We start from the raw sequence: 23,243 nt of genomic DNA, 5'->3' as shown, positions 1-23,243 counted from the left end.
TCATCCAAGCTGCCTTTCCCATCTCCCCAGGCGGTTTGGGGTTTGGGGCGAAGCCCCAAGGTCTTCAAGCAAAACAAGCGGGCGACTTGCCCCGTTCAGGCGATCCATTTCCACTATTTGCACCCAGACAACTGAGCCATTCCCACACAGCTAAGGGTAGTTCTACCCTTTGCACATGGTAACCAGGCCCGACCAGCCGGCTATGCCGCTCCTCACCGCTGAGGAGCTGGACGAGCTGAGCACCTTCGGGCGCCCGGTTCGCCGCTCGGCCGGCCAACCCTTCTTCCTGGAGGGCGAACCCGGCGACTTCGCGCTCCTCATCACCAAGGGTCACGTGAAGGCGATGCGGGGCAGCCCCCCGCGAATCATCGACATCCGCGGCCCCGGGGCGATCGTCGGGGAGATGGCCGTCATCCGCGGGCAGGCCCGCATGGCGAGCATCATCGCGTTCAGCGACGTCGAAGCCCTCTACCTGCCGGGGCCGGTCTGGCTCAAGTTCCTCTACGACCACCCGCGGGCCATGCACGCCCTGCTCGCCATGACTGATGACCTCGCCGATCGGGCCACCCGGCGCAACGTCGAGTCGGAGTTGGCCATCGAGCAGCAGCTCGCCAAGCGGCTGGTCGAGCTGGTCGACCGCGGCCTCGGGGAGCAGGCCGAGGACGGCAGCGTGCTGCTGCGCTTCAATCAGCAGGACATCGCCACCCTGGTCGGGGCGAAGAAGCTCGACTCGGTCAAGAAGATCATTGCCCGGTTGAAGGCGGCCGACATCGTCGTCACGGGGCGGCAGTCGGTGACCATCATCGAGCCGGCGGCGTTGCGGGACATCGCCGACGGCAACCTGACGGTCACGTGACGGCGAGCCTGCCATGTCCTCGGAGCTGGTCGCCGTCCTCACGGATCACGGGTCGGGGTTCGCCGCGGCCGCGCTGGCGGTGGCCGTCGGGGTGCGGGCGATCTCGCCGATGTTCTGCACCTGGATCGAGCAGCGGTGGCTCACCCGCCGATTCGGCCGGGCGTTGGAGGGCGCCACTCCGAAGCAGCGGGCGAAGATCATCCGAGCCTTGCGCAAGCTCGAGAAGAAGGCCCGGCCCCGGCCCGTGCGGAGGAGGCGTGAGGCCGGTCGGCGGCGCGTATGATCCCGATCGGGAGCCACGGCGAAGTGAGGCTGGACTGACGATGCGCGGGGCGCAGCGGCGAAAGGCACTGTCGGAGGACAGGTTGATTCGTCGTCTCTCCGAAATCATTCGCGACCTCGAACTCGACCACGGTGATCTTGTCATCTTCGGCAGCGGCCCGCTGCTGGCCCACCGGCTGCGGGACAAGGTGGGCGACCTGGACGTGATCGCCCGCGGCGAGACCTGGAATCGGGTCTCCGAGCGGGGCAACCGGGCCAAGGGCACCATCAACGGCGCCCGGCTGGTCGAGTTCTGCGGTGGCCGCATCCAGTTCTCCCGGGGCTGGATCTCCGACGACTACGACGCCGACGAATTGATCGATCGGGCTGAGGTCTTCCCGATCGATCAGCGTAAGGCCCATCGAGAGCTGCGATTCGCGCGCCTGGACGAGGTCTTGCGGTACAAGAAGACGCTGAAGAGGTCGAAGGACCGCTCGGACATCAGGGCGCTGGCCCGCAAGCTCGACCGTCCTCAAGAGGGCCGGCAGGCTCACGTCTGACCGGCGGCGATCCAGGTGGCTATCTGGGCCCGGCGGGTGACTCCCAACTTCGTACGGATGTGTTCCGCGTGGGCGGCGGCCGTCTTGGGGGCGATGGTCAGCGCCGCGGCTATCTCGCGGTTGGTCAGGCCGTCGGCTATCAGGCGGGCCACCTCGAGTTCGCGGGCGGACAGGACAGCGGGGGACGCGACCGGCTGCGAGGGCAAGAGAACACCGGCCGAGGCGTACGCGTCGTGGGCTGCTGAGCGGAAGGCGGCCGCTTCGGCCGGGCGGCGGGAGCGGTGGGCGCACAGGGACTGGTCGAGCAGGACGGCTGTGCCTTCCCAGAAGCGGTGGCGGGTGGTCCAGAAGGCGGCCGCTTCGCTGAGGCAGGCTCGGGCCTTTCCGGTCTGGCCCTCGTGCAGGTGGATAAGGCCTTCGGCGTGCGGGAGGGCGCCCAGCGTGCCGGGGATTCCTCGGGATGTGAGCAGGGCTGACGTGCGGGTCAGCCAGGCTCGGGCGGCGGTCGAGCCGGCTGCGGCCAGGTGGGCGCGGACGCCCGTCACCACGTACGGGAAAAGGTAGGCCGCGTCGCCCACCGCCGCCGACGCCGAGAAGCCCTGTTCGCAGTAGGTGACGGCGGTGGGGGCGTCGTCGAGGGCCAGGGCCAGTTCGGCCAGGCCCCACCAGGCGGGGGAGAGGCGCTGCAGCTCGCGCATGCCCGAACCGAGTCGCTCGGCCCGGGTGAGATGGTCGCGGGCTTCGTCGTACGATCCACGACCCAGCGCCAGATAGCCGAGCACATGCCGCGCCGTGATCTCAGTGGTGATGCCCCCGCCGTCGGCCAGGGCCTGCCGTGCGGTGGTGGTGGCGGCCGCCCAGTCGCCCGTCGCCCACTGGACGTGGGCCAGGTGGGCGGCCATGTAGTGGCGGTCGTTGAACTGTTCGACCTGCTGGGTGTAGGCGATGCCCTCGCGCAGCGTGCGGGCCGCCTCGTCGTACTCGACCAGCACCGACATGGAACTGCCGAGCATGCGGTACGAGCGCGCGGTCTGGGCCTCGTACCGCAGGCCGGACGCGCGGGTGATCGCATCGCGCAGCAGGCGGGTGCCCTCGGCGGTGCGGCCGGCGAACAGCAGCACCGAGCCGACCGTCGCGTCGACGTGGCAGCGCGCGCGGTCCTCGATGCCCATGGCCAGGGCCTGTTCGCCGCTGGCCAGCGCCTCGTCGAGGCGGCGGTCCAACATGTACGCGGCGGCCAGCTCGGCATGAAGCTCGGCGCACGTCTGCGGATGGTCGGCGGCCAAGGGCAGGGCGGCCCGCAGGGCCTCGGTGCGCGCCTCGAGGTCGGCGCCGAGCAGATGCCGTACGGCCACCCAGTCACCCACCAGGGCGGCCGCCCCGGCCTTGTCGCCCAGTTCCAGCCGTACGTCGTAGGCCTCGGCGTAGCAGGCGGCGGCCTCCTCGATCTCGTCGATCGACGTCAGCTCGCAGGCCAGGGCGGCCAGCAGGCCGGCCCAGTCGGAGCGGGGCAGCCGGGCCGGCCAGGTGCGCTTCGCTCGCCGGTAGAGTTCGGCCGCCTCGCGGTGGGCGGAGAGCGCGGCCGCCTCGCGGGCGGCGGCCCGGGCGTGCCGGAACGCCTCGTCGAACCGGCCCGCCCGCTCGTAGTGGTCGCTGGCCACGGCGTCCGGGAAGCCGGCCGTGGCCGCCTTCGCGTGCAGGGCGCGGCGCCGCAGCGGGGCGATGCCGGCGTAGAGCGCGTCGCGGATCAGGGCGTGCCGGAAGTCGTAGCCGGAGCCGTCGGGGCTGGGCCGCACGAAGAACTGCTCGGTGAGCTCGCGCAGCGCCTCGTCGATGACGTCGGGGCCGTCGCCGGTCATGGCGGTGAGCAGGTCGAGGTCGAACGAGCGGCCGAGCACCGAGGCGACCTCGGCCAGCGCGCGGGTGGGCGGGCTGAGCCGGGAAGCGCGGGCCAGCACAGCCTCGGCCAGGGTTTCGGGCACTGTGGCCGGGGCGGCCAGGAATTCTTCGACGTGCAGCGGGATGCCGTCGCTGTGCGTGTGCAGCGCGGCGGCGGCCGCGCCGGGCAGGGCCGAACCGGTGATGGCGGCGGCCAGCTCGGCCGTCTGGGCCGGGTCGAGCCGGGGCAGGCGCACCTCTTCGGCCAGGCGCTGGGTGAGCAGGCGGGTGCGCCACTGCCGCATCGGCACGCGCGGGTAGAGCTCGTCGCTGCGGTAGGTGCCGACGACCATGAACCGGGCCGTGCGAGCGTGCTGGGCCAGGCGGGCCAGTACGTCCAGGGTGAGGTCGTCCGCCCAGTGCAGGTCCTCCAGGGCGATCAGCGTGCCGGGGCGGGCGATCAGGCCGGACAGGTCGGCCACGAGCAGGCGGCGCTGCCGGGCCGGGTCGCCGTCGGTGAGTTCGCGCAGGCGCTGCTCGAGCCGGATGCCGGCGGCGGCGGTGGCCGGGTGGCGGCGGAGTTCGGCGCCCAGATCGGCCAGCGGGCCGCCCGCGAGTTCGGTGTCACCGGGCGAGGCGCCGGCCTGGAAGACGTCGTAGCCCCGCAAGCGGGCCCGGTCCACGATCTCGCCGAGCAGACGGGTCTTGCCGATGCCGGCCTCGCCGGCCAGGAACAGCGCCTCGCCGGTGGGCGCGCCGAGCCGGCGGTCGGCGAGGGCGAGCAGGTCCTGCCGGCCGACGAGCACGGGGCTGGCCACCACGACCGCGACTTTAGGTCAGCCGGGCGCGCCTTAGTAGGTGCTCTGACCGATGTCCGACGCAGCGGAGACGGCGAGGCTGGGGTCATGGCGAAGTTCATGGACGTACACAGCGGATTTCACGGGGTCACGCCGGAGCAGCTGGCCGAGGCGCACGACGCCGACCTGAAGATCGAGGGCGAGGAGGGGGTGCACTTCGAGCGGGCGTGGCTCGACCCCGAGTCGGGCAAGGTGTTCTGCCTGAGCTCGGGGCCGAGCAAGGAGGCCGTGATGCGCGTGCACGAGCGCGCGGGCCACCCCACCACCGAGGTCTACGAGTTGACGGCCGAGGTCTGAGCGGGCGGGGCCGCACGCTCGGCGGGCGGCCCCGGTTCGGCCCGCGAGATGCGCAGCCACACCACGAAACCCCAGATCACGAACACGGCGTAGACGCCGTAGAGGATCGCCGACGGGTAGTAGCGGAAGTGCAGCAGCTCGGGCACGCCGACCAGGTCGACGGCGATCCAGCAGAGCCAGAACTCGACCCAGCCGCGGGCCAGCGCGTAGGTGGCCAGCATGGACCCAACGAAGATCCACGAGTCGGCCAGGTAGTACCACCACGGCACGGGGAAGCCGGCGCCGACCGCGCGGAACACGTAGAAGCAGAGGACCACCGCGAACAGGGCCAGGCCGCCGTAGACGACGCGCTGTTGCGCAGTTGCCCAGTGCGGATGGACCGCGACCCCGGCCGAGCTGCGCTTGCGGTTCTGGCTCCAGCGCCACCAGCCGTACACGCTGGCGATGACGAAGAAGACCTGGCGGGCGGCCTGGCCGAACAGGGGCGTGCCCTGGTCGTTGCCGATGGCCTGGCCCGCGAAGACGGTGAACAGCAGGACGTTGCCGACGATGCCGACCGGCCAGGCCCAGACGCTGCGGCGCATGCCGAACAGCGCCGACCCCAGCCCGAAGGCGTTGCCGACGATCTCGCGGTAGTAGATCGCCTGGTCGGCGGTCACCTGCCACTTGGCGGTGTAGAACCCGGAGAGCAGTTGATCCAGCCAGTGCACGACTCATCGTAGGGCGCGGGCGACGAGGCATAGTGGTTCCCGTGACCGAACCCACCTGCCCGATCGAGACCCGCCTCTATGAGAAGGGCAAACCGATCGCCGAGGATTTCCCGTACGACCAGGTGGCCCCGCTGCTCGACGAGCACCCGGACGCGGTGCTCTGGCTCGACCTGTTCCACCCCACCGCGGACGACCTGACCCTGGTGGCCCGGGAGTTCCAGCTGCACCCGCTGGCCGTCGAGGACGCGACGGTCGACCACGAGCGGCCCAAGCTCGACCGGTACCCGAACCACGTCTTCCTCAACGTGTACGCGGTCGACATCGCCACCCAGGACTCGCACACCCAGTTCGGCAAGACCGAGATCAGTGTCTTCGTCACGCCCCGGGCGCTCATCACGGTCCGCAAGTCGCCCAGCGACACGAGCAAGTTCGTCGACCGCTGGGACGTCGACGCCCAGCTCGACGGCGGCGGCGTCGGCTTCCTGCTGTACGGCCTGCTCGACGTGGTGGTCGACGGCCAGTACGCGGCCGCTCAGCAGCTGGACACGGCGATGGACCAGGTCGAGGACAAGCTGCTCGAGGAGGGCGGGGCGCCGCGGGCGATCCGGATGCGGGCCATCGAACAGCGCAAGCTGCTGGCCGCGCTGCGCCGGGCCGTCGGTCCCATGCCCGAGCTGGTCGGCCAGGCTACGCGCTCCGACCTGGGCCTGGTCGACGCGAAGCTGCGCCCGTACTACCGCGACGTCGAGGACCACGCCACCCACACCGTCGACGAGGTCGAGCACCTGCGGGACAGGATCGACGCGCTGCTGCAGGCCGACACGGCCGAGCAGGGCAACGTCCTCAACGACACCACCCGCAAGCTGGCCGCGTGGGCCGCCATCGTCGCCGTGCCGACCGCGATCACCGGCTACTTCGGGCAGAACCTGCCGTACCCGGGCTTCGAGAAGGCGTCGGGTTTCGTGGTGAGCACGGTGTCGATCGTGGCCATCTCGCTGCTGCTGTACCTGTATCTGAAACGACGCGGCTGGCTCTGATTCAGGGGGCATCGCCGCGCGTCCGGTTGGCGTAGCCTCCCGGCATGGTCGGGCTCATCTGGGGTGCGGTGCGCACACGCACCGCCCAGGTGCTGACCGTGCTCGTGCTGACCGCGCTGGCCGCCGCCGTGGCCGCGGCCGGGCCGTGGTTCGCCTACGCGAGCATCAACCGGGCCGCCGCCGCCGACCTGGCCGCCGCCCCGGCCGACCAGCGCACCGTCTCGGTGCGGCAGATCTCGAACACCGGCGGCGACCCCCAGGCGGCCATCCGCGAACTCGAATCGCAGGTGGGCAGCCTGCTGCCGCTGCCCGCGGCCGACCCGGTGACCGGGCTGGCGCTGCCGCTCACCGTCGGCACCGGCACGGCCATGAGCGTCGCCTTCCGCGACGACTTCTGCGCCAACGTCCGCCTCGACGGGCCCTGCCCCTCGGCCCGCGGGCAGACCGCGATCAGCGTCGCCGCCGCCGAACAGCTGAAGGTGGGGCCGGGCGACAAGCTGACCCTGCGTGGCTCCCCGATCTCGCCGCCGGTCGACCTCACCGTGGTCGCCCGCTACACGTACGCCAACCCGGGCAGCCTGTACTGGAGCAACTCGCTGTTCGAGGCCGAGCGCGGGCTCGACCCGGCTTTCACCCCGATCGAGACGTTCGAGGCGCCGCCGCTGTGGGAGCCGACCGTCGCCTACGACCTTCCCCTGCCCGAGGCGCTGCTGCGGGGCGAGGGCGGCTACCAGCTCGGCCCGGATCTGCGCGAGGCCCAGTGGAAGATCGCCGCCTCGGGGCTGCGCCTGGTCAACGCGTCCGGCCCGCTGCTGGTGGCGATCGACCGGGACCGGGACGAGATCCGGGTCGGCGTGGTCATCGCGATGGTGCAGACGCTGGTGCTCACCTGGTTCGCGATCGGGCTGGCCGGCCGCTACACCGGCCGTGACCGGCGGGGCGACGCCGCCCTGCTCAAACTGCGTGGCGCCACCCGGTTCGCGATGCTGCGCCTGGCCTGGGGCCAGCACCTGCTGCCGCTGACCGCGGGCGCGCTGATCGGGCTGCCGCTGGGCTGGCTGCTGGCGCGCCGGCTGGCCGGGCCGGTCACCGCCGCGGTCCAGCAGCGCGAGGCGCTGGCCCTCTCGCTCGTGGCCGTCGCCGCGGTGCTGCTGGGCGGTCTGGCCGTGCTGGCCGTGGTCGAGGCGGTGGCGCTGCGCCGCCCGGTGGCCGAACTGCTGCGCGAGGTCGGCTCGGGTCGTGGCGACTGGCGGGCCGGAGTGGTCGACCTGCTGCTGCTCGTGATCGCGGTGGCCGCCGTCTATCAGGCCCGCTCGAGCGCCCGCGGCAGTGGGCTCGCGCTGGCCGCGCCGGGCCTGGTCGCGCTGGCCGTGGCGGTGCTGCTGGCCCGGCTGCTGGGGCGGGTGGCCGACCGGGGCGGCAGCGTCGCGATGCGGGCCGGCCGGCTGCGGCTGGGTCTCACAGCGGTGCAGGTCTCGCGGCAGCCCGGCAGCGACCGGGTGTTCGCGCTGATCGTCGTCGCGGTCGCCTTGTTCGCCACCACCTTCGGCCTCACCCTGGGCGACCACCGGGCCCGCACCCAGCGCAGCGGGGCCGAACTGGGCGCCGAGCGGGTGCTGACGGTCCAGACGGCCAACCGCACCACGCTGCTGGCCGCCGTCCGCCGGGCCGACCCCGGGGGCGAAAAGGCGATGGCCGTCGTCGTCGACCGGGCGAGTACGCCCCCGGTGCTCGCCGTCGACAGTTCCCGGCTGGCCGCGGTGGCGCGCTGGCAACCGGCGTACGGCCCGGCCGGCCTGCTCGCGGCGGCCACGGCCGAGAACCACGGCCCGAAGCCCGCGCCCGCGGTCACCGGCAGCCGGCTCGCCCTGCGGCTGCGCAACGAGAGCGGCCAACCGGTCACGGTCGGCCTCTCGCTGCAGCACGAAGGCACCGGCGCCCCGGTCCAGGTGCGCTTCGGCCCGCTCCGTCCGGGCGAGCAGACCCTCACGGCTCCGGTCGCCGGGTGCGCCGAGGCGCCCGGCTGCCGCATCCTGCGCTGGCAGCTGAGCAGCCCGCCCGTGCCGAACGGATACGTGCCGCCGGCCGAGCCGGGCAGCGCGGTGACGCTGCGCGGGCTGACCCAGCAGAGCCCGGCGGCGACGATCCTCGGGCCGCGGGAACTCGGCGACATAGCCCGCTGGCGGCCCGAGACCACCGGCGCGGCGCTCGACATCGCCGCCTCGGACGGCGTGCTGCGTCTGGCTCGCGACGAGAACAGCGCCGGCATCCCCGAGATCGGCAAGCAGGTGTACGCGGTGGACAGCGCGGTGCCGCCGCCGGTGGTGCTGGCCGGCACGCCGCCCGAGGCGTGGCGGCTCGGCGAGCCCGCGCTGACCTCGTACGACGGGGAGCCGGTCCCGGTGCGGGTCGCCGGCGTCACGGACGTGCTGCCCGTTCTCGGCCGCAGCGGGGTGCTCGCCGACCTCGAGACGGCCCGCCGGATCGCCGGTGACGTCAACGTGCCCGGCACGTTCCAGGTCTGGCTCGCGCCCGGGGCCGGGCCCGAGGTGGTGACCGCGCTGCGCGAGGCCGGGCTGGTGATCGGCGCGGAGGACACGGTGGGTGGCCGGGCCGGGCGGCTGGCCGAGCAGGCGCCCACCGCGATCGCCCGCTTCGGGCTGGTCGGCGGCGTGGTCGGGCTGCTGCTGGCGGCCGCGACCATCGGGGTGGCCGGCGCGGTCGACCGGCGGACCCGCCTCGAGCAGTTGCGGGCGCTGCGGGTGCAGGGTCTGCCGCTGAGGGCTGCGGTCGGAACGGCGTACGCGGGAACCTGGGTCTTGATTCTGGCCGGGCTGGTCACCGGGCTGGTGGCGGCGGCGATCGCGAACCCGGCGGCGCGGGTGGCCGTGCGCGGCTTCACCGACGGCTGGAACGTGCTGCCCCGGCCGGGTGCCCTCGGCTGGGTCGCGCTCGGGGCGGCCGGTTTAATCGCGCTCGTGGTGCTGGGGCTGGTCGGCTGGCTCTCGGCGCTGCCGCTGGTGCGCCGGTTGCGGGGCGGGGAGGCTGCCCGATGATGTCGCTGGTGCTGTCCATGGTATGGACCAGGCGCGGCCAGGCCGTCACGCTCGCGCTGCTGGCGCTGTTCGCGGTGGCCTCCGCCGTGGCCTCGCCGGCCTACCTGACCGCACTCGACCGGGCGATCGCGGCCGGCCAGATCGAGACGGCCACGGCCGGCGAGCGCAGCCTGGTCATCACCGGCAACCAGGACGCCCGGATCGACAGCGGCGGGCCGGACTTCGCCGACGTCGGCCCGGCCCTGGTCGAGCTGCCCGGCTTCACGTACGTCTACAGCTCGTCGTACCCGGTCATCGGGCTCGAGACGACCAACGCCTACGCCAGCCGGATGGTGTACCGGCAGGACGTCTGCGCGCACGTGCGGATGGTCGCCGGCCGCTGCCTGGTCGGTCAGGACGACATCATCATCGGGGCGCGGACGGCCGAGCGGGTCGGGCTGAGCGCCGGCGACCCGGTCACGCTGATGTCGGCCGCCTACGTCGACCATCCGACCGACCCGTACTGGAAGAAGGACGGCCGGCCGAGACGGCTGGTGATCGCGGGCGTGTACGAGGTCGGCAATCCGGGCGAGGTCTACTGGGGGACGCGCGGCTACTTCACCGCCGTCCCCGGCATCGGCCCGGGCGAGCCGGTCTTCTCCGACGACAACACCTTCACCACGCTCGACCACGGGGTGACCGACCTGTCCATCGACGGGCTGGCCGGCCCGGCGGCGCTGAACCCGGACCGGCTCGACGAGTTGCGCGCCGGCCTGGTCCAGCTCACCCGCAAGGCCACCGAGATCGGCCCCAACCTGCAGGTGAACACGGCCATCCCGGCGCTGCTGGACCGGATCGAATCCGGTCGCACGGCCGCGCACCTGCTGGTTCCGGTGCTGGCCGTGCCGCTGGTGCTGCTGGCCTGCTTCAGCATCTTCCTGGCCGTCAGCTACGGCGCCCAGGGGCGCCAGTCCGAGCTGGCGATCGTCGCGCTGCGCGGTTCGCGGTGGTGGAACCGCTGGTGGCTGGCCACCGGCGAGACCCTGGTGGCCATCCTGGCCGGCGCGGTGGCCGGCTGCCTGGCCGGGCAGTTGCTGGTCAACGCGATCGTGGCGGCCCGTTTCCCCGGCGTCGGCATCGAGGAGGGCTGGGCTTCTCTGCGGTACGCGCCCTTCGCGGCCCTCGCCGCCGTCGGCGCGGCCGTGCTGGCCCAGCGCCGCCAGCTGCTCAGCCCGGTCGCCACCCTGCTGCGGCGCCCGGTGAGAGCCAACGGCCCGCGCGCGGTCGCCGTCGACGCCGTCGTCGTGCTGCTGGCCGTCGTGTGCGCGGTGCAGCTGGCCCTCTCGGACGGCTCGCTCACCGGCGTCGGCCTTCTCGCGCCCGCCTTCGTCATGCTCGCCCTGGCCCTGCTGGCCGCGCGTGCTTTGCTGCCGCTGGTCACCCGGTACGCGTCCCGGGCGCTGGCCGCCGGCCGGCTCGGGCCGGCCCTGGCCGGGTTCCAGCTCTCCCGGCGACCCGGCGCCGCACGGCTGTTCGCGCTGCTGGTCGCGACCGTGGCGGTGGCGGGCTACGCCGCGTGCGCGATCGACGTGGCCGCCCGCAGCCGGCTGGTGCAGGCCGACCTGGGTGTGGGCGCGAGCCGGGTGCTCGAGGTGCAGCCGGTCTTCCGCAGCAAGCTGCTGCACGCGGTCCGTCAGGTCGACCCGGCCGGCGAGTTCGCGATGGCCACCGTGCGGCTGCGCAACAGCACCGGCGTCGAACCGCTGGGGCTGGCCGCCGACACGACCCGGCTCGCAGCTGTCGCCACCTGGCCCGAGGGCGGGCCGCCGGCTCGCGAGGTGGCGCGCGAGCTGCGCCCCGAGGCGCCGGCCCCGCCCACGGTCAAGGGCCCGGACCTTGTCGTCCGGGCGGACGCCGGCGGCATCGTGAAGGGCCGCGAGGTGCGGCTCAACGTGCTGCTCACCTCCCTGAGCGGGCTCGGCGAGAGCCTGGTGCAGCTGGGCGACCTGCGGGCCGGGGAACACACCTACGAGCAGCGGGTCAGCGCGTGCGACGAGGGCTGCCGCATCAACGGCCTGCAGCTGATGGTCAACAGCAACGTGGCCGGGGTGACCGCCTCGGTGACGATCGCCGGGCTCGGCGACGGCTGGCGGATGCCCCAGTACGGCCGGGTCAGCTCGACGGCGGGCGGCCTGCGCATCGACCTGGACGCGCCCGGCGGTCTGCCCGAGGGCGCCTGGATCTACCCGGTCGACACGCCGTACCCCCTTCCCGTCGCGTACGCCGGGAACGACCAGGCGGGTGACGTGCTCACCGGCCTCGACGGCAAGGCGATGGAGGTGACCGAGGCGACCGGCCTGCCCGCCGTGCCGCGCCTCGGCCGCAACGCCACGCTGGTCGACCTCGAGTACGCCGACCGGTTCGCCGTCGACGCCGCCCCGGCCTTGCTGCCCGAGGTCTGGCTCAACGACAAGGCGCCGGCCGACATCGCCGAGAAGCTGACCGGCCAGGGCCTGACCATCGTGGCCGACTCCCAGGCGGCCCAGGTGCGGCGGCAGCTGGCCGAGCAGGGCCCGGCCCTCTCGCTCTGGTTCCACCTGCTGGCGGGCGGGCTGGCCGTGCTGCTGGGCGCGTTCGCGCTGGTGCTGGCGGCCGCCGTCGACCGCGGCCGCCGGGTCGAAGACCTGTCGGCGCTGCGGGTGCAGGGTCTGCGCCGGCCGACGATGAGCCGGGCCACGCTGTGGACGTACCCAGCCCTGGTCGGCATCGCGGCCGTGACCGGCATGCTGACCGCGCTGGCCGGCTGGGCGGTGACCGGGTGGGCGTTGCCGCTGACCGGCGTTGCCTCGGTCGACCTGCCCCTGCCGTCCTGGCCGCGGGTGCTGGCGCTGGCCGGCACGACCGTCCTCGTGCTTCTACTGTTGGCCACCGTGGCCCTGGTCACCGGCCGGGACCTCCGCCGTCGCATCACACCTTCGTAGGGGAACCACATGAAGACACTCAGCATTGCGGACGCCGACCTGGCCTGGGACGCCGACCTGACGGTGCTGCGCGGCGTGACGGTCGAGGCCCGGCCCGGGCAGATCCTGGCCGTCACCGGCACCTCCGGCGCGGGCAAGACGACGCTGCTGAGCGCGATGGCCGGCCTGCTGACCCCGGCCCGCGGCGAGGTGCTGGTCGACGGCGAACGGCTGACCAACCGCGACCAGGCGGTGAAGCTCGGCGTGGTGCTGATCCCGCAGGACAACGGGCTGGCCGCGATCCTGACCGCGGCAGAGAACATCTCGGTCGCGGTCATCGCCACCGGCGGCACAGCGGCCGAGGCCCGTCGGCGCACGGCCGAGGCGCTGGAACCGCTGGGCCTGTCCGGTCAGGCCAACCAGCTGATCGAGGAACTGTCGGGCGGCCAGCAGCAGCGCACGGCGATTGCTCGCGGCTTGGCGTTGCAGGGCGACATCCTGCTGGCCGACGAGATCACCAGCGAACTCGACGCGGCCAACCGCCAGCGCGTCATGGAGCTGCTGCGCGCCGAAGCTGCCCGGGGGGCGGCCGTCGTGTTCGCCACCCACGACCCGGAAGCCGCCGCCGCGTGCGACCGGGAACTGCACCTGGGCGACGGCGAAGCCATCTGGGTGCGGAACTAGACGACCGTCTCGGTGCCGCCCGGAACCAGGGTGACCTCGCCGTCGATGTGCTGGACGGTGAACAGGGTGCCCGGCGGATAGCTGCCCAGCACCTCGGGCGGCAGCTGCACGGTGCCGTCGCCGGCGACCACGGCGAAATCCTGACCGTCGCGGCCCTCGGCGCCGACCCGGCCGTCACGGATCGTCACCGCGCGGCCCAGGCGGGCGCCGACCTCGTTGTCGTGCGTGACGACGACGATCGTGGTCTGGCGTTCGGCGTTCACCGTCTCCATCGCGGCCAGCACCTCGTCGCGGCCGGCGGTGTCGAGGCGGCTGGTGGGCTCGTCGACCAGCAGCAGGCCGGGGCCGGTGGCGATGCCGACGGCGAGCGCGGCCCGCTGCCGGCCGCCCGGGGTCAGGTCGCTCAGGCGCTGGCGGCCCTGGCCGGGCAGGCCGACCAGGTCGAGGATGCGGTCCGGGTCGTCCAGGGAGATGCCGCGGGTGTGGGCGGCCCGCCGCTGGGCCAGCCAGATGTTGCGGTGCAGGGACGCGTACGGCAGAAGGTTGCGGGCCGCCCCCTGCAGGACCACGCCGATCTCGGTGCCCCGCAAGCGGGAAATCTCGCCGTCGGACAGCTTGCCCATGTCGTACGTGCCGATGTTGATCCGCCCGGCCGAAGGCCGCATCAACCCGGCCAGCAGCGCGATCAGCGTCGACTTGCCCGACCCGGACGGCCCGACCAGCGCGATCGTCTCGCCCGGGGCGATCGACAGGTCGACCCCGGCCAGCGCGACGACGTCGCCCGCCTCGGCCCGGTAGATGTGCACCACGCGCCGGCAGGCCACAGCGAGACCGTTCATGCCGGTCACGCTAGCGCTTTTGCCCGCCCGGTGAGGACCCGCGGAAGGGCCGCATTTTAGGCTGGGGACGTGCGTGACATCGCCGTTTTCTCCGGATCCGCCCATCCTGACCTTGCCGCCGAGATCTGCGACCACCTCGGAGTGCCGCTGCTGCCGATCCGCACGTCCCGCTTCGCCAACGACTGCATCGAGGTGCAACTGCAGGCCAACTGCCGTGAACGCGACGTCTACCTGATCCAGCCGCTCGTCCCGCCCGTGCAAGAGAACCTGGTCGAGCTGCTGTTCATGCTGAACGCGGCCCGGGGCGCGTCGGCCGGGCGCATCACCGTGGTGCTGCCGCACTACGCGTACGCGCGAAGTGACAAGAAGGATGCCCCGCGCATCAGCATCGGCGGCCGCCTCGTCGCCGATCTGCTGACCACGGCCGGGGCCGACCGCGTGCTGGCCATGACCCTGCACTCGCCGCAGGTGCACGGCTTCTTCAACATCCCGGTCGACCACCTGCACGCGCTGCAGGAGCTGGCCCGCCACTTCCGCCGCTACGACCTGAGCAACGCCGTGGTCGTCTCGCCCGACCTGGGCAACGCGAAAGAGGCGGCGGCGTTCGCCCGGCTGCTCGGCATCGGCGTGGCGGCCGGCGCCAAACAGCGCTACGCCGACGACAAGGTGGTCATCAGCACGGTGATCGGCGACGTGGCCGACAAGGACGTCATCGTGCTGGACGACGAGATCGCCAAGGGCAGCACGGTCTTCGAGCTGCTGGACCGCCTGCGCGAACGCAACGCCCGCAGCGTGCGGGTGGCGTGTACGCACGGGCTGTTCGCGGCCGACGCGGTGCAGCGGCTCTCGGCCGAGAAAGAGATCGAAGAAATTGTCTGTACGAACACCGTGCCTATCCCGTCGAAGAACCACACCGAGAAGCTGACCGTGCTGTCGGTCGCGCCCGCCCTGGCCGAGGCGATGCGCCGCATCCACAACGGCGAGTCGGTCAGCGCCCTGTTCCATGAATCCTGACGGTCGCCTCGCGCGTGTGCTCGATGCGCTGCTCGCGATGCAGCGGCAGAGCTGGGAGCAGGGCGTCGCCGCGCAGGCGGCGCTCGACCTGGGCCGGGACGATCTGGCCTACCTGATGGCGTCGTCGGCCGTGACGCGGCAGGCGGCGGACGGCCGGCTCGGCGGCGACGACGACAACGCGGTCAACGGTGCGGCGTGCGGGGAGGCGGCCGTGCGGGCCGGCTTCCCGGACGCCGCCCGGCGCCAGCTCGACTTCCTGCTTCACACGGCGGCGCGGGCCGGCGACGGCACGATCTTCCACGTGCTCGGCAAGTCGCAGGTGTGGGCGGACACCGTCTACATGGTGGTGCCGTTCCTGGCGTTGAGCGGCGAGCTGGACGAGGCCGTGCGCCAGGTGCACGGCCACCGGCGGCACCTGTGCCGGGACGGCCTCTATTCGGCGATCGAGCCCGGCCGCCCCGCCCGCTGGGGCGGCGGCAACGGCTGGGTGGCGGCCGGAATCGCCCGGGCCGTCCGCCTCGCGCCGGCGCTGCTGTCGACCGATCTGCCGGCCCACGCCCGCGAGGTTCTGGACGCGTGCCTGCCCCTGCGCCGCGCCGACGGCCTGTTCCACGACGTGCTCGACGACCCGGGCACGTTCCGCGAGACGAACGCCGCCCAGATGTTCGCCTACGCGGCCCTGACCGGCGTCACCGACGGCTGGCTGCCGCCCGGATACGCCACCGTGGGCCACGACCTGCTGGCCGCCGCCACCCGCGAGGTCGACGAGTACGGCCTGGTGCAGAACGCGTGCGGCGCACCCACTTTCGACCACCCGGGCACCTCGGCCGAAGCCCAGGCCTTCCACCTGCTCGCGACGGCAGCGGCCGGGCGGTCAGGCCTCTGAGCGCGGTGCGGCCAGTGCCGTCACCCCGTCGACGACAGCGATGCTCAACCCGATCGCCATCAACGGCACGCCGAGGGACATCGTCATGTGGGTGACCTGCCACGGATCGCCCTCGGTGTCGAGGCTGGCCGCCACCAGCGTTGCCGCGAAGAAGCCCGCCGTCAGAACTGCGGCCAGCGACAGCCGGGCCGCGATCCGGTTGCGGCGAGCCCAGGCCGCGCTGACCAGGGCCACGCCGAGGGCGACCGGCACCCACAGGGTCCAGCCGGGGCCGTCGTCGGCGGTCAGATAACCCCACCCGGAGAAGAACCAGGACGGGCCGTCGCGATGGAACCACGGTGCCAGGAATCCGCCGAATGCCATCAGGGTGCCGAGGACCAGGCCCCAAGCCGGCGCGGGACGGGTGGTCGCTCTCTCGGGCACGGTCCCACCCTAGGGTCAGAACGGATCATCAGCGCCGTGGAGGGCCGCTCGGCTCTTGTCCGCGGTGGCGGCGAGCGGGCTGGCCGCTGTCCTGTCGTTGTCCGTCCCGGCGCCGGCGCAGGCAGACCGGGTACCGGCACCATCAGCGGCACGCTGACCAACGCCGCGTGGGCCGGCGACGTCGGCGGGTTCGACATGACCACCACGGTCGCGGATGAGGTGAACCACTTCGCGGTCACTGCTTCCTGACCCCGGGTGGTGGCGCTTGTCTGAGGGTGCTGGTCGGTCGTTCGAGGTGATACGGGGGACGGGGAGGGCAGGGCTCCGTCCCCCGCAGCTTCAAGGGTCTTCCGCCGGGTTGAGCCGGGCTCCTTTCCGGAGTACGTTGTCTGGGAGCGCTCCCAAACGACTGTAACGGCCGTTGCGGGATCGCGCCAGAGCTGGGCTGAGGCCGCCGACACGAGGGCGGCGGCCTCAGCCCGCTGTCATGTGGTGGCGGTGCAGGTCACCGTGGGGGTGCTGGCGGTGCCGGTGCCGATGAAGCCGAAGCTGGCCGTCCCGGCGGCAGGCAATGCGCCGTTGTAGGCCGCGTTCCTGGCCACGACCGAGTTGCCGCTGACCGAGACCGTCGAGTTCCACGACTGCTGCACCGACGGCGCGCTGCCGTAGGCCAGCGTCACCGTCCAGCTCTTGATGGCGGCCGAACCCGCGGTCACCTTGACCTCGCCCTGGAAGCCGCCCGACCACTGGCTGCTCGTGGAGTACGTCGCCGAGCACGCCCCGGGAGCCGGAGGAGTCGTGGTGGGCGGCGTGGTCGGAGGAGTGGTGGGCGGGGTCGTCGGGGGAGTGGTGGGCGGGGTTGTCGGCGGCGTGGTCGGCGGGGTGGTGGTGCTGCCGCCGAAGTTCACGTCGCTGCAGAAGTAGTAGGACTGGTCGAGGTGGCTGGCCTGCCAGATCGTGTAGACCATGGCCCGCCCGCTGCGGCCCGACACCGACACCGGAATGTCGATCTCGACGCCGTCGGTGCGCTGCGTCCACTGCGCGGCCGGAGTGTTGCCGATCTGGGACACGCGCTCGAGGTCCGACCACTTCAGGGCCTGGGTGACCGGGTTGAAGCCGGGCTTGGTGACGTACACCCAGATGTAGTCGGCTCCGTGCCGGGCGCCGTCGAACAGCTTGACGTTGAAGCTGTTGCCGACGTTGGTGGCCTTCCAGTCGCCGATGGTGTCCATGGCGTTGTAGCGGCCGTTCTCCGTACGCCCACCGCTGCACAGCGTGCCGTCGGGGATCGCGCCCTGGTGGTTGCCGGCCACGTTCTCGCGGAACAGGCCGTTCCAGTTCCACATGGCGTTCGGGTTGGCCTGCCAGGCCTGCCAGCACATCGGGTCCTCGGTGGCCATGGCCGGGTCCTGGAACTTGCTGCCCCAGCGCTCGTAGCAGCCGTAGTTGCGCGAGGCCGGGCCGGTGACGTTGCCGTGCGCGCTCGCCGGGGAGACCGGCGCGAACAGGACGGTGAGGCCGGCCAGCAGAAGGCCGGCCAGCGCGCTGAAGAGAATTCTGAATTTCATGAGGGCATGTGCTCCGCATGGTCGGTGGCCCGGTGGACAGGCCAGGGGGAACCGGCGGGAGCTGCCCTCAACTCCCGAATCGCATACACCGGCGGGTGTCGTAACACCGTTGCATAAAATCGACGATTGTCAATAGTGGTCAAAACCTGTTCGTTTCCCGTACGCCGGTCCAGGCACACTTTCGCCATGGACCCCCGGAGCACCCCAGCCGCCGCGCTCAGCACCCCAGCTGCTGAGCTGAGCGCCGCGGCCGCCAAGCGAGCGGCGGCTGCCCTGATCGCCGGCGCCGAACGGCTCGTCGTGTTCACCGGGGCCGGCATGTCGGCCGAAAGCGGCGTGCCCACCTTCCGGGACGCGCTGACCGGACTGTGGGCGCAGTACGACGCTCAGGCGCTGGCTACCCCGGAGGCTTTCGAGCGGACCCGGCGCTGGTCTGGGGCTGGTACGAGTGGCGGCGCGAGCTGGTCGAGCGGGTCCACCCGAACGCCGGCCACGAGGCGGTGGCCCGGCGGGAGTGCACGGTGATCACCCAGAATGTCGACGACTTGCACGAGCGGGCCGGCTCCAAGGATCCGATCCACCTGCACGGCAGCCTCTTCGCTCCACGCTGCTCCGCCTGCGGCGAGGCGGCCCCGAGGTCGCTAAATGCGGAAAAGTCGGGCGTAGGGGGAGTAGGGAAGGGCGCGGTGGGAATCGCAGGCGGCACAAAAGCAGAAAACGGCTCGCCCATGGGCAGCGCGGCGGCTGCGGGCGGCGCGGCGGGTGCGGGCGGAGCGGCGGGTGCGGGCAGCGCGGCGGGTGCGGGCGGCACGGCGGTTGCGGGCGGAGCGGCGGGTGCGGGTGGCGTGGCGGCGTCGGCCGTCGGAAGAGCGGGAAGCCCCTCGGCGGCAGGTGGCGAGGGGTCGCGGACGCCGCCGGTTTGCGGGTACTGCGGCGCTGCTGTGCGGCCGGGGGTTGTCTGGTTCGGCGAGGCGTTGCCGGTGGCCGCGCTGGAGGAAGCCGTCACGGCCGCCGCCAACGCCGACGTGCTCATCACCGTCGGAACGTCGGGCGTCGTCTACCCGGCGGCGGAGATTCCGCAGGTGACGGCGAAGATGGGCGGCGCCGTCATTCAGGTCAATCCGCAGCCCACGCCGCTCGACCCGTTCTGCGTCGTGAACCTGCGTGGCCCGGCGGCCGAGGTGCTTCCCCGGATCATCAGTTGAATGGTTGCAAACCTGGCGAACCGGCACCACGCACCCCTTGCGGCGCGGATCATGTCGGCATGGGTGTCATGGCTTACCCCCTCCGGTACGCGCTTGCCGATCTTGCCCTGGCACTGAGCCGGGTCTCCCACGAACCGGCCGCCGTGCAGTCCACGGCGGCCCGCGCCGCCGCCGACATGATCGGTGACGGCGCCGGTGTGCAGCTGCTGCGCGACGACGGCCGCTACGACTCGATCACCTACCACCACGTCGACGACGAGCGGTCGGCCTCGCTGGCCCGCGTGCTCGACCACGTCGACCAGCTGCCCGACGACGACTTCTCGACCGCGCTGGCGGCCAGCCGCCGCCCGATAGTGCTGGCCGGGGACGGCGTCGAACCCCTGGCCGGCGAGGAGCACGAGATCCACTCGGCGGTCCTGTGCCCGGTGATCGTCGACAACACGTACGCCGGCTATCTGGTTCTGACCCGCGAAGCCCCCGGCTCGTTCTATTCGTCGGCCGAGGTCGAGCTGGCCCGCGACATCGCCGGGGAGCTCGCGCTGGCCTGCTCCAGCGCGCGGGCCCTGGAACGGCTGCGGGCCAGCGAGGAGCGCTACCGCCGGGTGCTCGAGACCATCCCCGAGGGTGTGCTCCAGCTCGATCCGGACGCCGTGGTCACGTACGCCAATGAACCGATCGGCGTCGTGCTCGGCATGCCCCGCTCGCAGCTGGTCGGTGTGTCGCTCCGCGGCTTCCTGAACGACCAGGGCCAGAAGGAGCTGAACCGGCGCATCAACGAGTGCAAGGAGGGCCGCTCGACGGTCGGCGGCACCCGGCTCATGCGGGCCGACGGCTCCCAGCGCAGCGTCCGGATCAGCATGATGCCGCTGATGGGCGATCACGGTGAGTTCACCGGCGTGGTCTGCATGGTCACCGACACCACCGACCACATCGACGCCCGCGGCCTCAAGCGCCAGCTCGACCACCTGCGCCGGCTGGACAGCCTGGGCCAGCTCATCGGCGGCATCTCGCACGACTTCAACAACCTGCTGACGGTGGTCGGCGGCTCGGCCGAGATGATCTCGTCGACCACCGAGGAGGGCAGCCAGCACCACAGGCTGGCCACCGACATCCTCGAGGCGGTCGGCACCGGTCGCTCGCTGACCCACCAGCTGCTCGCGTTCGGCCGCAGCGACGGCAACCGTCCCGAGATCATCCCGATTCCGGACCTGCTCACCGATGTGCAGTCTTTGTTTTCCCGTACGCTCGGCGAGCACATCGGTCTGGATCTGGCGTTCGGCCCGGACGTGTGGGCCGTACGGGCCGAGCGGGGCCCGCTCGAGCAGGCCCTGGTCAACCTGGCCGCCAACGCCCGCGACGCCATGCTGCACGGCGGCATGCTCCGCGTGGCCGCGATGAACGAGCTGGTCGAGGCGGGCAAGGGTCCTGAGGGGGTGCCGCCCGGCCGGCTGGTGCACATCGTCATCACCGACACCGGTGTGGGCATGACCGACGAGGTGCGCCAGCGCGCGCTCGAGCCGTTCTTCACCACCCGGCCCACCGCGGCCGGACTGGGCCTGGCCACCACGGCCGGCATCGTGCAGGGGCTGGGCGGTCACATCGAGCTCGAGTCGGAGCCGCGGATGGGCACCACCGTGCACCTCTACCTGCCCGCCGCCGAGGAGAAGACGGCGCCTGCGGCCGGTCGCCAGGGTGCGCCCGCCGTGATCGGCCGGGTTCTGATCGTCGAGGATCAGCCCGAGGTGGCCCAGCTCGTGCAGCGGCTGATCGAGCCGGCCGGGTACGCCATCACGGTCGCCACCGACGCGCTGCAGGCGGTGACCCAGGTGGCCGCGGGCGCGCACCCGGACCTGCTGATCACCGACGTGGTGATGCCGACCATGACCGGTCCCGAGCTGGCCGCGGCGCTGCGCACGCACCGGCCCGACCTGCCGGTGCTGTACATGTCCGGCTACACGGCGGCCTCGCTCGGCCCGCAGCTGCACCTGGACGACAACAGCATGCTGATCGAGAAGCCGTTCACCCGGTCGACGCTGCTGGCAGCCATCCGCACGCTGGCCGGCACGAGTTCGAACGAGGCCGCCACGTCCAAGTAACGGGAATCCCACGACTCCTACCGAAGGTGCGAAACCGGGCGTAAAGACTTGCCTTCCGAAGCGGACAAACAGCAATATTCCGGGGCATTGTCCGCACTCCGGAGGGATCTTCGAGTGACCCAGCATGGCACGCGGGACCGGTCGAGTGTTGGATCACGCGCCGACACGCACGGCACGTCGACCATGGACCTGAGCGGACGGTGCGTCGGTAACTCGTACGTGCTGCAACGCCCGATCGGCCAGGGCGCCACCGGAACGGTGTGGGAGGCGCTCGACCGGTCCACCGGCAAGTCCGTCGCGGTGAAGCTGCTGCACGAGACCCTGCTGGGGCAGCCCCGGCTGGTCACCCGGTTCGTGCAGGAGCGCACGATCCTGCGGATGCTGCGCCACCGCAACGTGGTGCGCGTGCACGACCTGTTCAGCGTGGGCGAGACCATCGGCCTGGTGATGGACCTCGTCGGCGGGGGTAGTTTGCGTGACCTGCTGCGCACGCAGCCGACCCTGGCCGTGGGCGAGGCGGCGCGGCTCACGGCACAGGTGGCGGCCGCGCTGGCCGAGGCGCACGACCTGGGTGTGGTGCACCGCGACCTCAAGCCGGACAACATCCTGCTCGCGAGCGTGGACGGCCGGCTCGACACCCGGCTCACCGACTTCGGCGTGGCCCGGATCCTGAACACGCCCAGCATGACCACGCCCAACGCGGTCGTCGGCACTCCGCACTACATGTCGCCCGAGGCCTTCCACGGCGCGACGGCCAACCCGGCGACCGATGTGTACGCGCTCGGCGTGCTGCTGTACGAGCTGGTCAGCGGCCGGCCGCCGTACCTGAGCGACTCCATCCCCGACCTGATGCGCCAGCACCTCGAGGGGAATCCGGCCCGCCGGCCCGGCGTCCCCGGCCCGATCTGGGACCTGATCATGTCGTGCCTGGCCCAGAAGCCCCGCCTGCGCCCCAGCGCGGCCGAGCTGGTGGCCGACCTGTCCGACCTGTCCCGGCGCTTCGCCGACGTGCCCGCCCTGCCGGCGTCGGCGTCGGCCGGCGCCCTCGCCGAGCCGCCACGCTCGGCGCCGGTGCTGCATTCGGCGTCGCTTCCGCCGGCCGGGGACGACGCGTGGCGAGCGGTGCCGGGCGAGGACGACCCGTGGGGAGTGCCGGCTGCCGGGGACGACGCGTGGCGGGTCTCGCCGACCGGCGACAAGGGCGCGGGCGCACCGGAGCCGAACGGCGACAAGGAGGCCGGCGCACCGGAGTCGAACGGCGACAGGGGCGTGGGCCTACCGCCTGGGCCGGCGATCTCGATCGTTCCGCCGCAGCGTCACCCCGGGCGGCGCAACGTGGTGCCGGGCTGGCGGTGGGCCCGGCCGGGTGCCACGATGGCGCTGATCGCGGCGGCCATGGTCGCCTCCGCGGTGGCCACCACGGCCTGGAACATGGGGCGGGACAACGGCCGGACCCAGGATCTGGCCGCCCCGCGGGTGATCGTGCAGACCGCGCCGACGGCGGCCGCGCCCGCCACCTCCACCGTGGCGCAACGTCGTACGAACGGGGCGGCCAACCGGAACGCTGGCCGTGCGCCGGTAAAGCAGAAGCGGCCCGCCCCGGCGGTGAGTGCCCCGACCTCGGCGGCCACCCCTGACGTCGTACGGACGAAAACACCGCAACCACCCACCAAGCGCAAGCCGACCCGCTCGTCCCGCACCGAGGTCGACGCCTACGGCCCCTGGCAGTGCAACGGCAGCCTGGCGATCGACTTCAAGAACCGGACCGCGGCCAAGGTCGAGCCGTGCCACATGGTCGGCCCGGACGTCCGCATGCAGGCGTCGGTGACCGCACCGGGCGGCGGCCGCGGCAGCATCACGGTGTCCCTGCGCGAATCCGGCACCGGCCGCATCGTCGGCGCCCGCAAGACGTGCGACGGCCTGGTCTTCGACGGCGACGTCTCCACCCGCACCTGCGGACCGTCGTCCGTCCAGCCCACCCGCGGCCGCACCTACGCCGTGGTCATGTCCTTCGACTACGACCGGGACGGCCGCTCCCTGACCAGCGAGGCCCGGGGGTCCACCTTCACCTGGTGAG

General features: G+C 72.5%; 18 protein-coding genes and 2 pseudogenes. 15 read left to right on the top strand and 5 right to left on the bottom strand.

Translation table 11 applies throughout. The annotated features are described in order from the left end of the window. The first annotated feature begins 175 nt into the window (after positions 1 to 175). The 3 genes from OWR29_RS45950 (at position 176) to OWR29_RS45940 (ending at position 1,677) form a co-directional block, all read left to right on the top strand. Positions 176 to 856: a Crp/Fnr family transcriptional regulator gene (locus OWR29_RS45950; RefSeq protein WP_267570005.1), complete on the top strand. Its 681-nt coding sequence runs from the start codon at positions 176 to 178 to the stop codon at positions 854 to 856. Between the two features lie 13 nt (positions 857 to 869). Continuing rightward, the gene (locus OWR29_RS45945; RefSeq protein ID WP_267570004.1) at positions 870 to 1,139 is read left to right on the top strand and encodes a hypothetical protein; all 270 of its coding nucleotides are present in this window, start codon (positions 870 to 872) and stop codon (positions 1,137 to 1,139) included. Positions 1,140 to 1,221: 82 nt separating this feature from the next. Further along, a complete protein-coding gene (locus tag OWR29_RS45940; RefSeq protein ID WP_267570003.1) occupies positions 1,222 to 1,677 on the top strand; it encodes a hypothetical protein in 456 nt (151 codons plus the stop codon). On the opposite strand, the gene OWR29_RS45935 is transcribed toward OWR29_RS45940, so the two are convergent. Then, positions 1,668 to 4,376 (bottom strand): ATP-binding protein, encoded by a 2,709-nt coding sequence (locus OWR29_RS45935; RefSeq protein ID WP_267570002.1) that lies wholly within the window; start codon positions 4,374 to 4,376, stop codon positions 1,668 to 1,670. The two genes, OWR29_RS45940 and OWR29_RS45935, sit on opposite strands and share 10 nt — an antisense overlap. A gap of 84 nt (positions 4,377 to 4,460) precedes the next feature. On the opposite strand from OWR29_RS45935, the gene OWR29_RS45930 reads away from it, so the two are divergent. Then, a complete protein-coding gene (locus OWR29_RS45930; RefSeq protein WP_267570001.1) occupies positions 4,461 to 4,709 on the top strand; it encodes an SCO4226 family nickel-binding protein in 249 nt (82 codons plus the stop codon). On the opposite strand, the gene OWR29_RS45925 is transcribed toward OWR29_RS45930, so the two are convergent. Next, a complete protein-coding gene (locus tag OWR29_RS45925; RefSeq protein ID WP_267570000.1) occupies positions 4,685 to 5,419 on the bottom strand; it encodes a nicotinamide mononucleotide transporter family protein in 735 nt (244 codons plus the stop codon). The genes OWR29_RS45930 and OWR29_RS45925 overlap by 25 nt on opposite strands. A 41-nt stretch (positions 5,420 to 5,460) precedes the next feature. On the opposite strand from OWR29_RS45925, the gene OWR29_RS45920 reads away from it, so the two are divergent. Genes OWR29_RS45920 through OWR29_RS45905 form a run of 4 tightly spaced genes read left to right on the top strand, consistent with a single transcriptional unit; the run spans position 5,461 to position 13,135 of the window. Beyond that, positions 5,461 to 6,456 carry a magnesium transporter CorA family protein gene (locus tag OWR29_RS45920; RefSeq protein WP_267569999.1) on the top strand — a complete coding sequence of 332 codons (996 nt, stop codon included), beginning with the start codon at positions 5,461 to 5,463 and terminating at the stop codon, positions 6,454 to 6,456. 44 nt (positions 6,457 to 6,500) lie between these two features. Beyond that, a complete protein-coding gene (locus OWR29_RS45915) occupies positions 6,501 to 9,512 on the top strand; it encodes an FtsX-like permease family protein (RefSeq protein ID WP_267569998.1) in 3,012 nt (1,003 codons plus the stop codon). Next, on the top strand, positions 9,512 to 12,472 hold the full coding sequence (locus OWR29_RS45910; RefSeq protein ID WP_267570012.1) for an FtsX-like permease family protein: 2,961 nt from the start codon (positions 9,512 to 9,514) through the stop codon (positions 12,470 to 12,472). The genes OWR29_RS45915 and OWR29_RS45910 overlap by 1 nt, the downstream gene beginning before the upstream one ends. A gap of 9 nt (positions 12,473 to 12,481) precedes the next feature. Further along, on the top strand, positions 12,482 to 13,135 hold the full coding sequence (locus tag OWR29_RS45905; protein ID WP_267569997.1) for an ABC transporter ATP-binding protein: 654 nt from the start codon (positions 12,482 to 12,484) through the stop codon (positions 13,133 to 13,135). On the opposite strand, the gene OWR29_RS45900 is transcribed toward OWR29_RS45905, so the two are convergent. After that, positions 13,132 to 13,974, bottom strand: coding sequence for an ABC transporter ATP-binding protein (locus OWR29_RS45900; RefSeq protein WP_267569996.1), 843 nt, complete (start codon positions 13,972 to 13,974; stop codon positions 13,132 to 13,134). The two genes, OWR29_RS45905 and OWR29_RS45900, sit on opposite strands and share 4 nt — an antisense overlap. Positions 13,975 to 14,043: 69 nt before the next feature. On the opposite strand from OWR29_RS45900, the gene OWR29_RS45895 reads away from it, so the two are divergent. Further along, positions 14,044 to 14,988, top strand: coding sequence for a ribose-phosphate diphosphokinase (locus OWR29_RS45895; protein WP_267569995.1), 945 nt, complete (start codon positions 14,044 to 14,046; stop codon positions 14,986 to 14,988). Between the two features lie 16 nt (positions 14,989 to 15,004). Further along, on the top strand, positions 15,005 to 15,874 hold the full coding sequence (locus tag OWR29_RS45890) for a glycoside hydrolase family 88 protein (RefSeq protein WP_267569994.1): 870 nt from the start codon (positions 15,005 to 15,007) through the stop codon (positions 15,872 to 15,874). On the opposite strand, the gene OWR29_RS45885 is transcribed toward OWR29_RS45890, so the two are convergent. Beyond that, entirely contained in the window at positions 15,863 to 16,297 is a 435-nt protein-coding gene (locus OWR29_RS45885; protein ID WP_267569993.1) for a hypothetical protein, read from the bottom strand. The two genes, OWR29_RS45890 and OWR29_RS45885, sit on opposite strands and share 12 nt — an antisense overlap. A 36-nt stretch (positions 16,298 to 16,333) precedes the next feature. On the opposite strand from OWR29_RS45885, the gene OWR29_RS45880 reads away from it, so the two are divergent. Beyond that, positions 16,334 to 16,546: a hypothetical protein gene (locus OWR29_RS45880; protein ID WP_267569992.1), complete on the top strand. Its 213-nt coding sequence runs from the start codon at positions 16,334 to 16,336 to the stop codon at positions 16,544 to 16,546. Between the two features lie 236 nt (positions 16,547 to 16,782). Here OWR29_RS45880 and OWR29_RS45875 read toward each other — a convergent pair whose 3' ends face one another. Then, the gene (locus tag OWR29_RS45875) at positions 16,783 to 17,865 is read right to left on the bottom strand and encodes a lytic polysaccharide monooxygenase auxiliary activity family 9 protein (protein WP_267569991.1); all 1,083 of its coding nucleotides are present in this window, start codon (positions 17,863 to 17,865) and stop codon (positions 16,783 to 16,785) included. Positions 17,866 to 18,102: 237 nt separating this feature from the next. Between OWR29_RS45875 and OWR29_RS45870 the strand changes: the two are divergent. The 4 genes and pseudogenes from OWR29_RS45870 to OWR29_RS45855 all read left to right on the top strand — a co-directional run. Then, a pseudogene (locus tag OWR29_RS45870) lies at positions 18,103 to 18,476 on the top strand (Sir2 family NAD-dependent protein deacetylase); the annotation flags it as partial. Between the two features lie 273 nt (positions 18,477 to 18,749). Continuing rightward, positions 18,750 to 19,070 (top strand): annotated as a pseudogene (locus OWR29_RS48215) (Sir2 family NAD-dependent protein deacetylase); the annotation flags it as partial. Between the two features lie 68 nt (positions 19,071 to 19,138). Beyond that, entirely contained in the window at positions 19,139 to 21,166 is a 2,028-nt protein-coding gene (locus tag OWR29_RS45860; RefSeq protein WP_267569989.1) for a response regulator, read from the top strand. A gap of 183 nt (positions 21,167 to 21,349) precedes the next feature. Then, on the top strand, positions 21,350 to 23,242 hold the full coding sequence (locus OWR29_RS45855; protein WP_267569988.1) for a serine/threonine-protein kinase: 1,893 nt from the start codon (positions 21,350 to 21,352) through the stop codon (positions 23,240 to 23,242). Position 23,243 lies beyond the last annotated feature (1 nt).

It is taken from the genome of Paractinoplanes pyxinae (assembly GCF_026626335.1).
Lineage (GTDB): Bacteria > Actinomycetota > Actinomycetes > Mycobacteriales > Micromonosporaceae > Actinoplanes > Actinoplanes pyxinae.
The sequence above is the reverse complement of the archived record's forward strand: the minus strand, read 5'-3'. Positions and strand labels throughout refer to the sequence as shown.

What these genes read in the sequence shown, in the direction of transcription:
- OWR29_RS45950 (WP_267570005.1), top strand. Translation starts at nt 176, where the DNA reads ATGGTAACCAGGCCCGACCAGCCGGCTATGCCGCTCCTCACCGCTGAG.
- OWR29_RS45945 (WP_267570004.1), top strand. Translation starts at nt 870, where the DNA reads ATGTCCTCGGAGCTGGTCGCCGTCCTCACGGATCACGGGTCGGGGTTC.
- OWR29_RS45930 (WP_267570001.1), top strand. Translation starts at nt 4,461, where the DNA reads ATGGCGAAGTTCATGGACGTACACAGCGGATTTCACGGGGTCACGCCG.
- OWR29_RS45915 (WP_267569998.1), top strand. Translation starts at nt 6,501, where the DNA reads ATGGTCGGGCTCATCTGGGGTGCGGTGCGCACACGCACCGCCCAGGTG.
- OWR29_RS45910 (WP_267570012.1), top strand. Translation starts at nt 9,512, where the DNA reads ATGTCGCTGGTGCTGTCCATGGTATGGACCAGGCGCGGCCAGGCCGTC.
- OWR29_RS45905 (WP_267569997.1), top strand. Translation starts at nt 12,482, where the DNA reads ATGAAGACACTCAGCATTGCGGACGCCGACCTGGCCTGGGACGCCGAC.
- OWR29_RS45900 (WP_267569996.1), bottom strand. Translation starts at nt 13,974, where the DNA reads ATGAACGGTCTCGCTGTGGCCTGCCGGCGCGTGGTGCACATCTACCGG.
- OWR29_RS45875 (WP_267569991.1), bottom strand. Translation starts at nt 17,865, where the DNA reads ATGAAATTCAGAATTCTCTTCAGCGCGCTGGCCGGCCTTCTGCTGGCC.
- OWR29_RS45860 (WP_267569989.1), top strand. Translation starts at nt 19,139, where the DNA reads ATGGCTTACCCCCTCCGGTACGCGCTTGCCGATCTTGCCCTGGCACTG.
- OWR29_RS45855 (WP_267569988.1), top strand. Translation starts at nt 21,350, where the DNA reads ATGGACCTGAGCGGACGGTGCGTCGGTAACTCGTACGTGCTGCAACGC.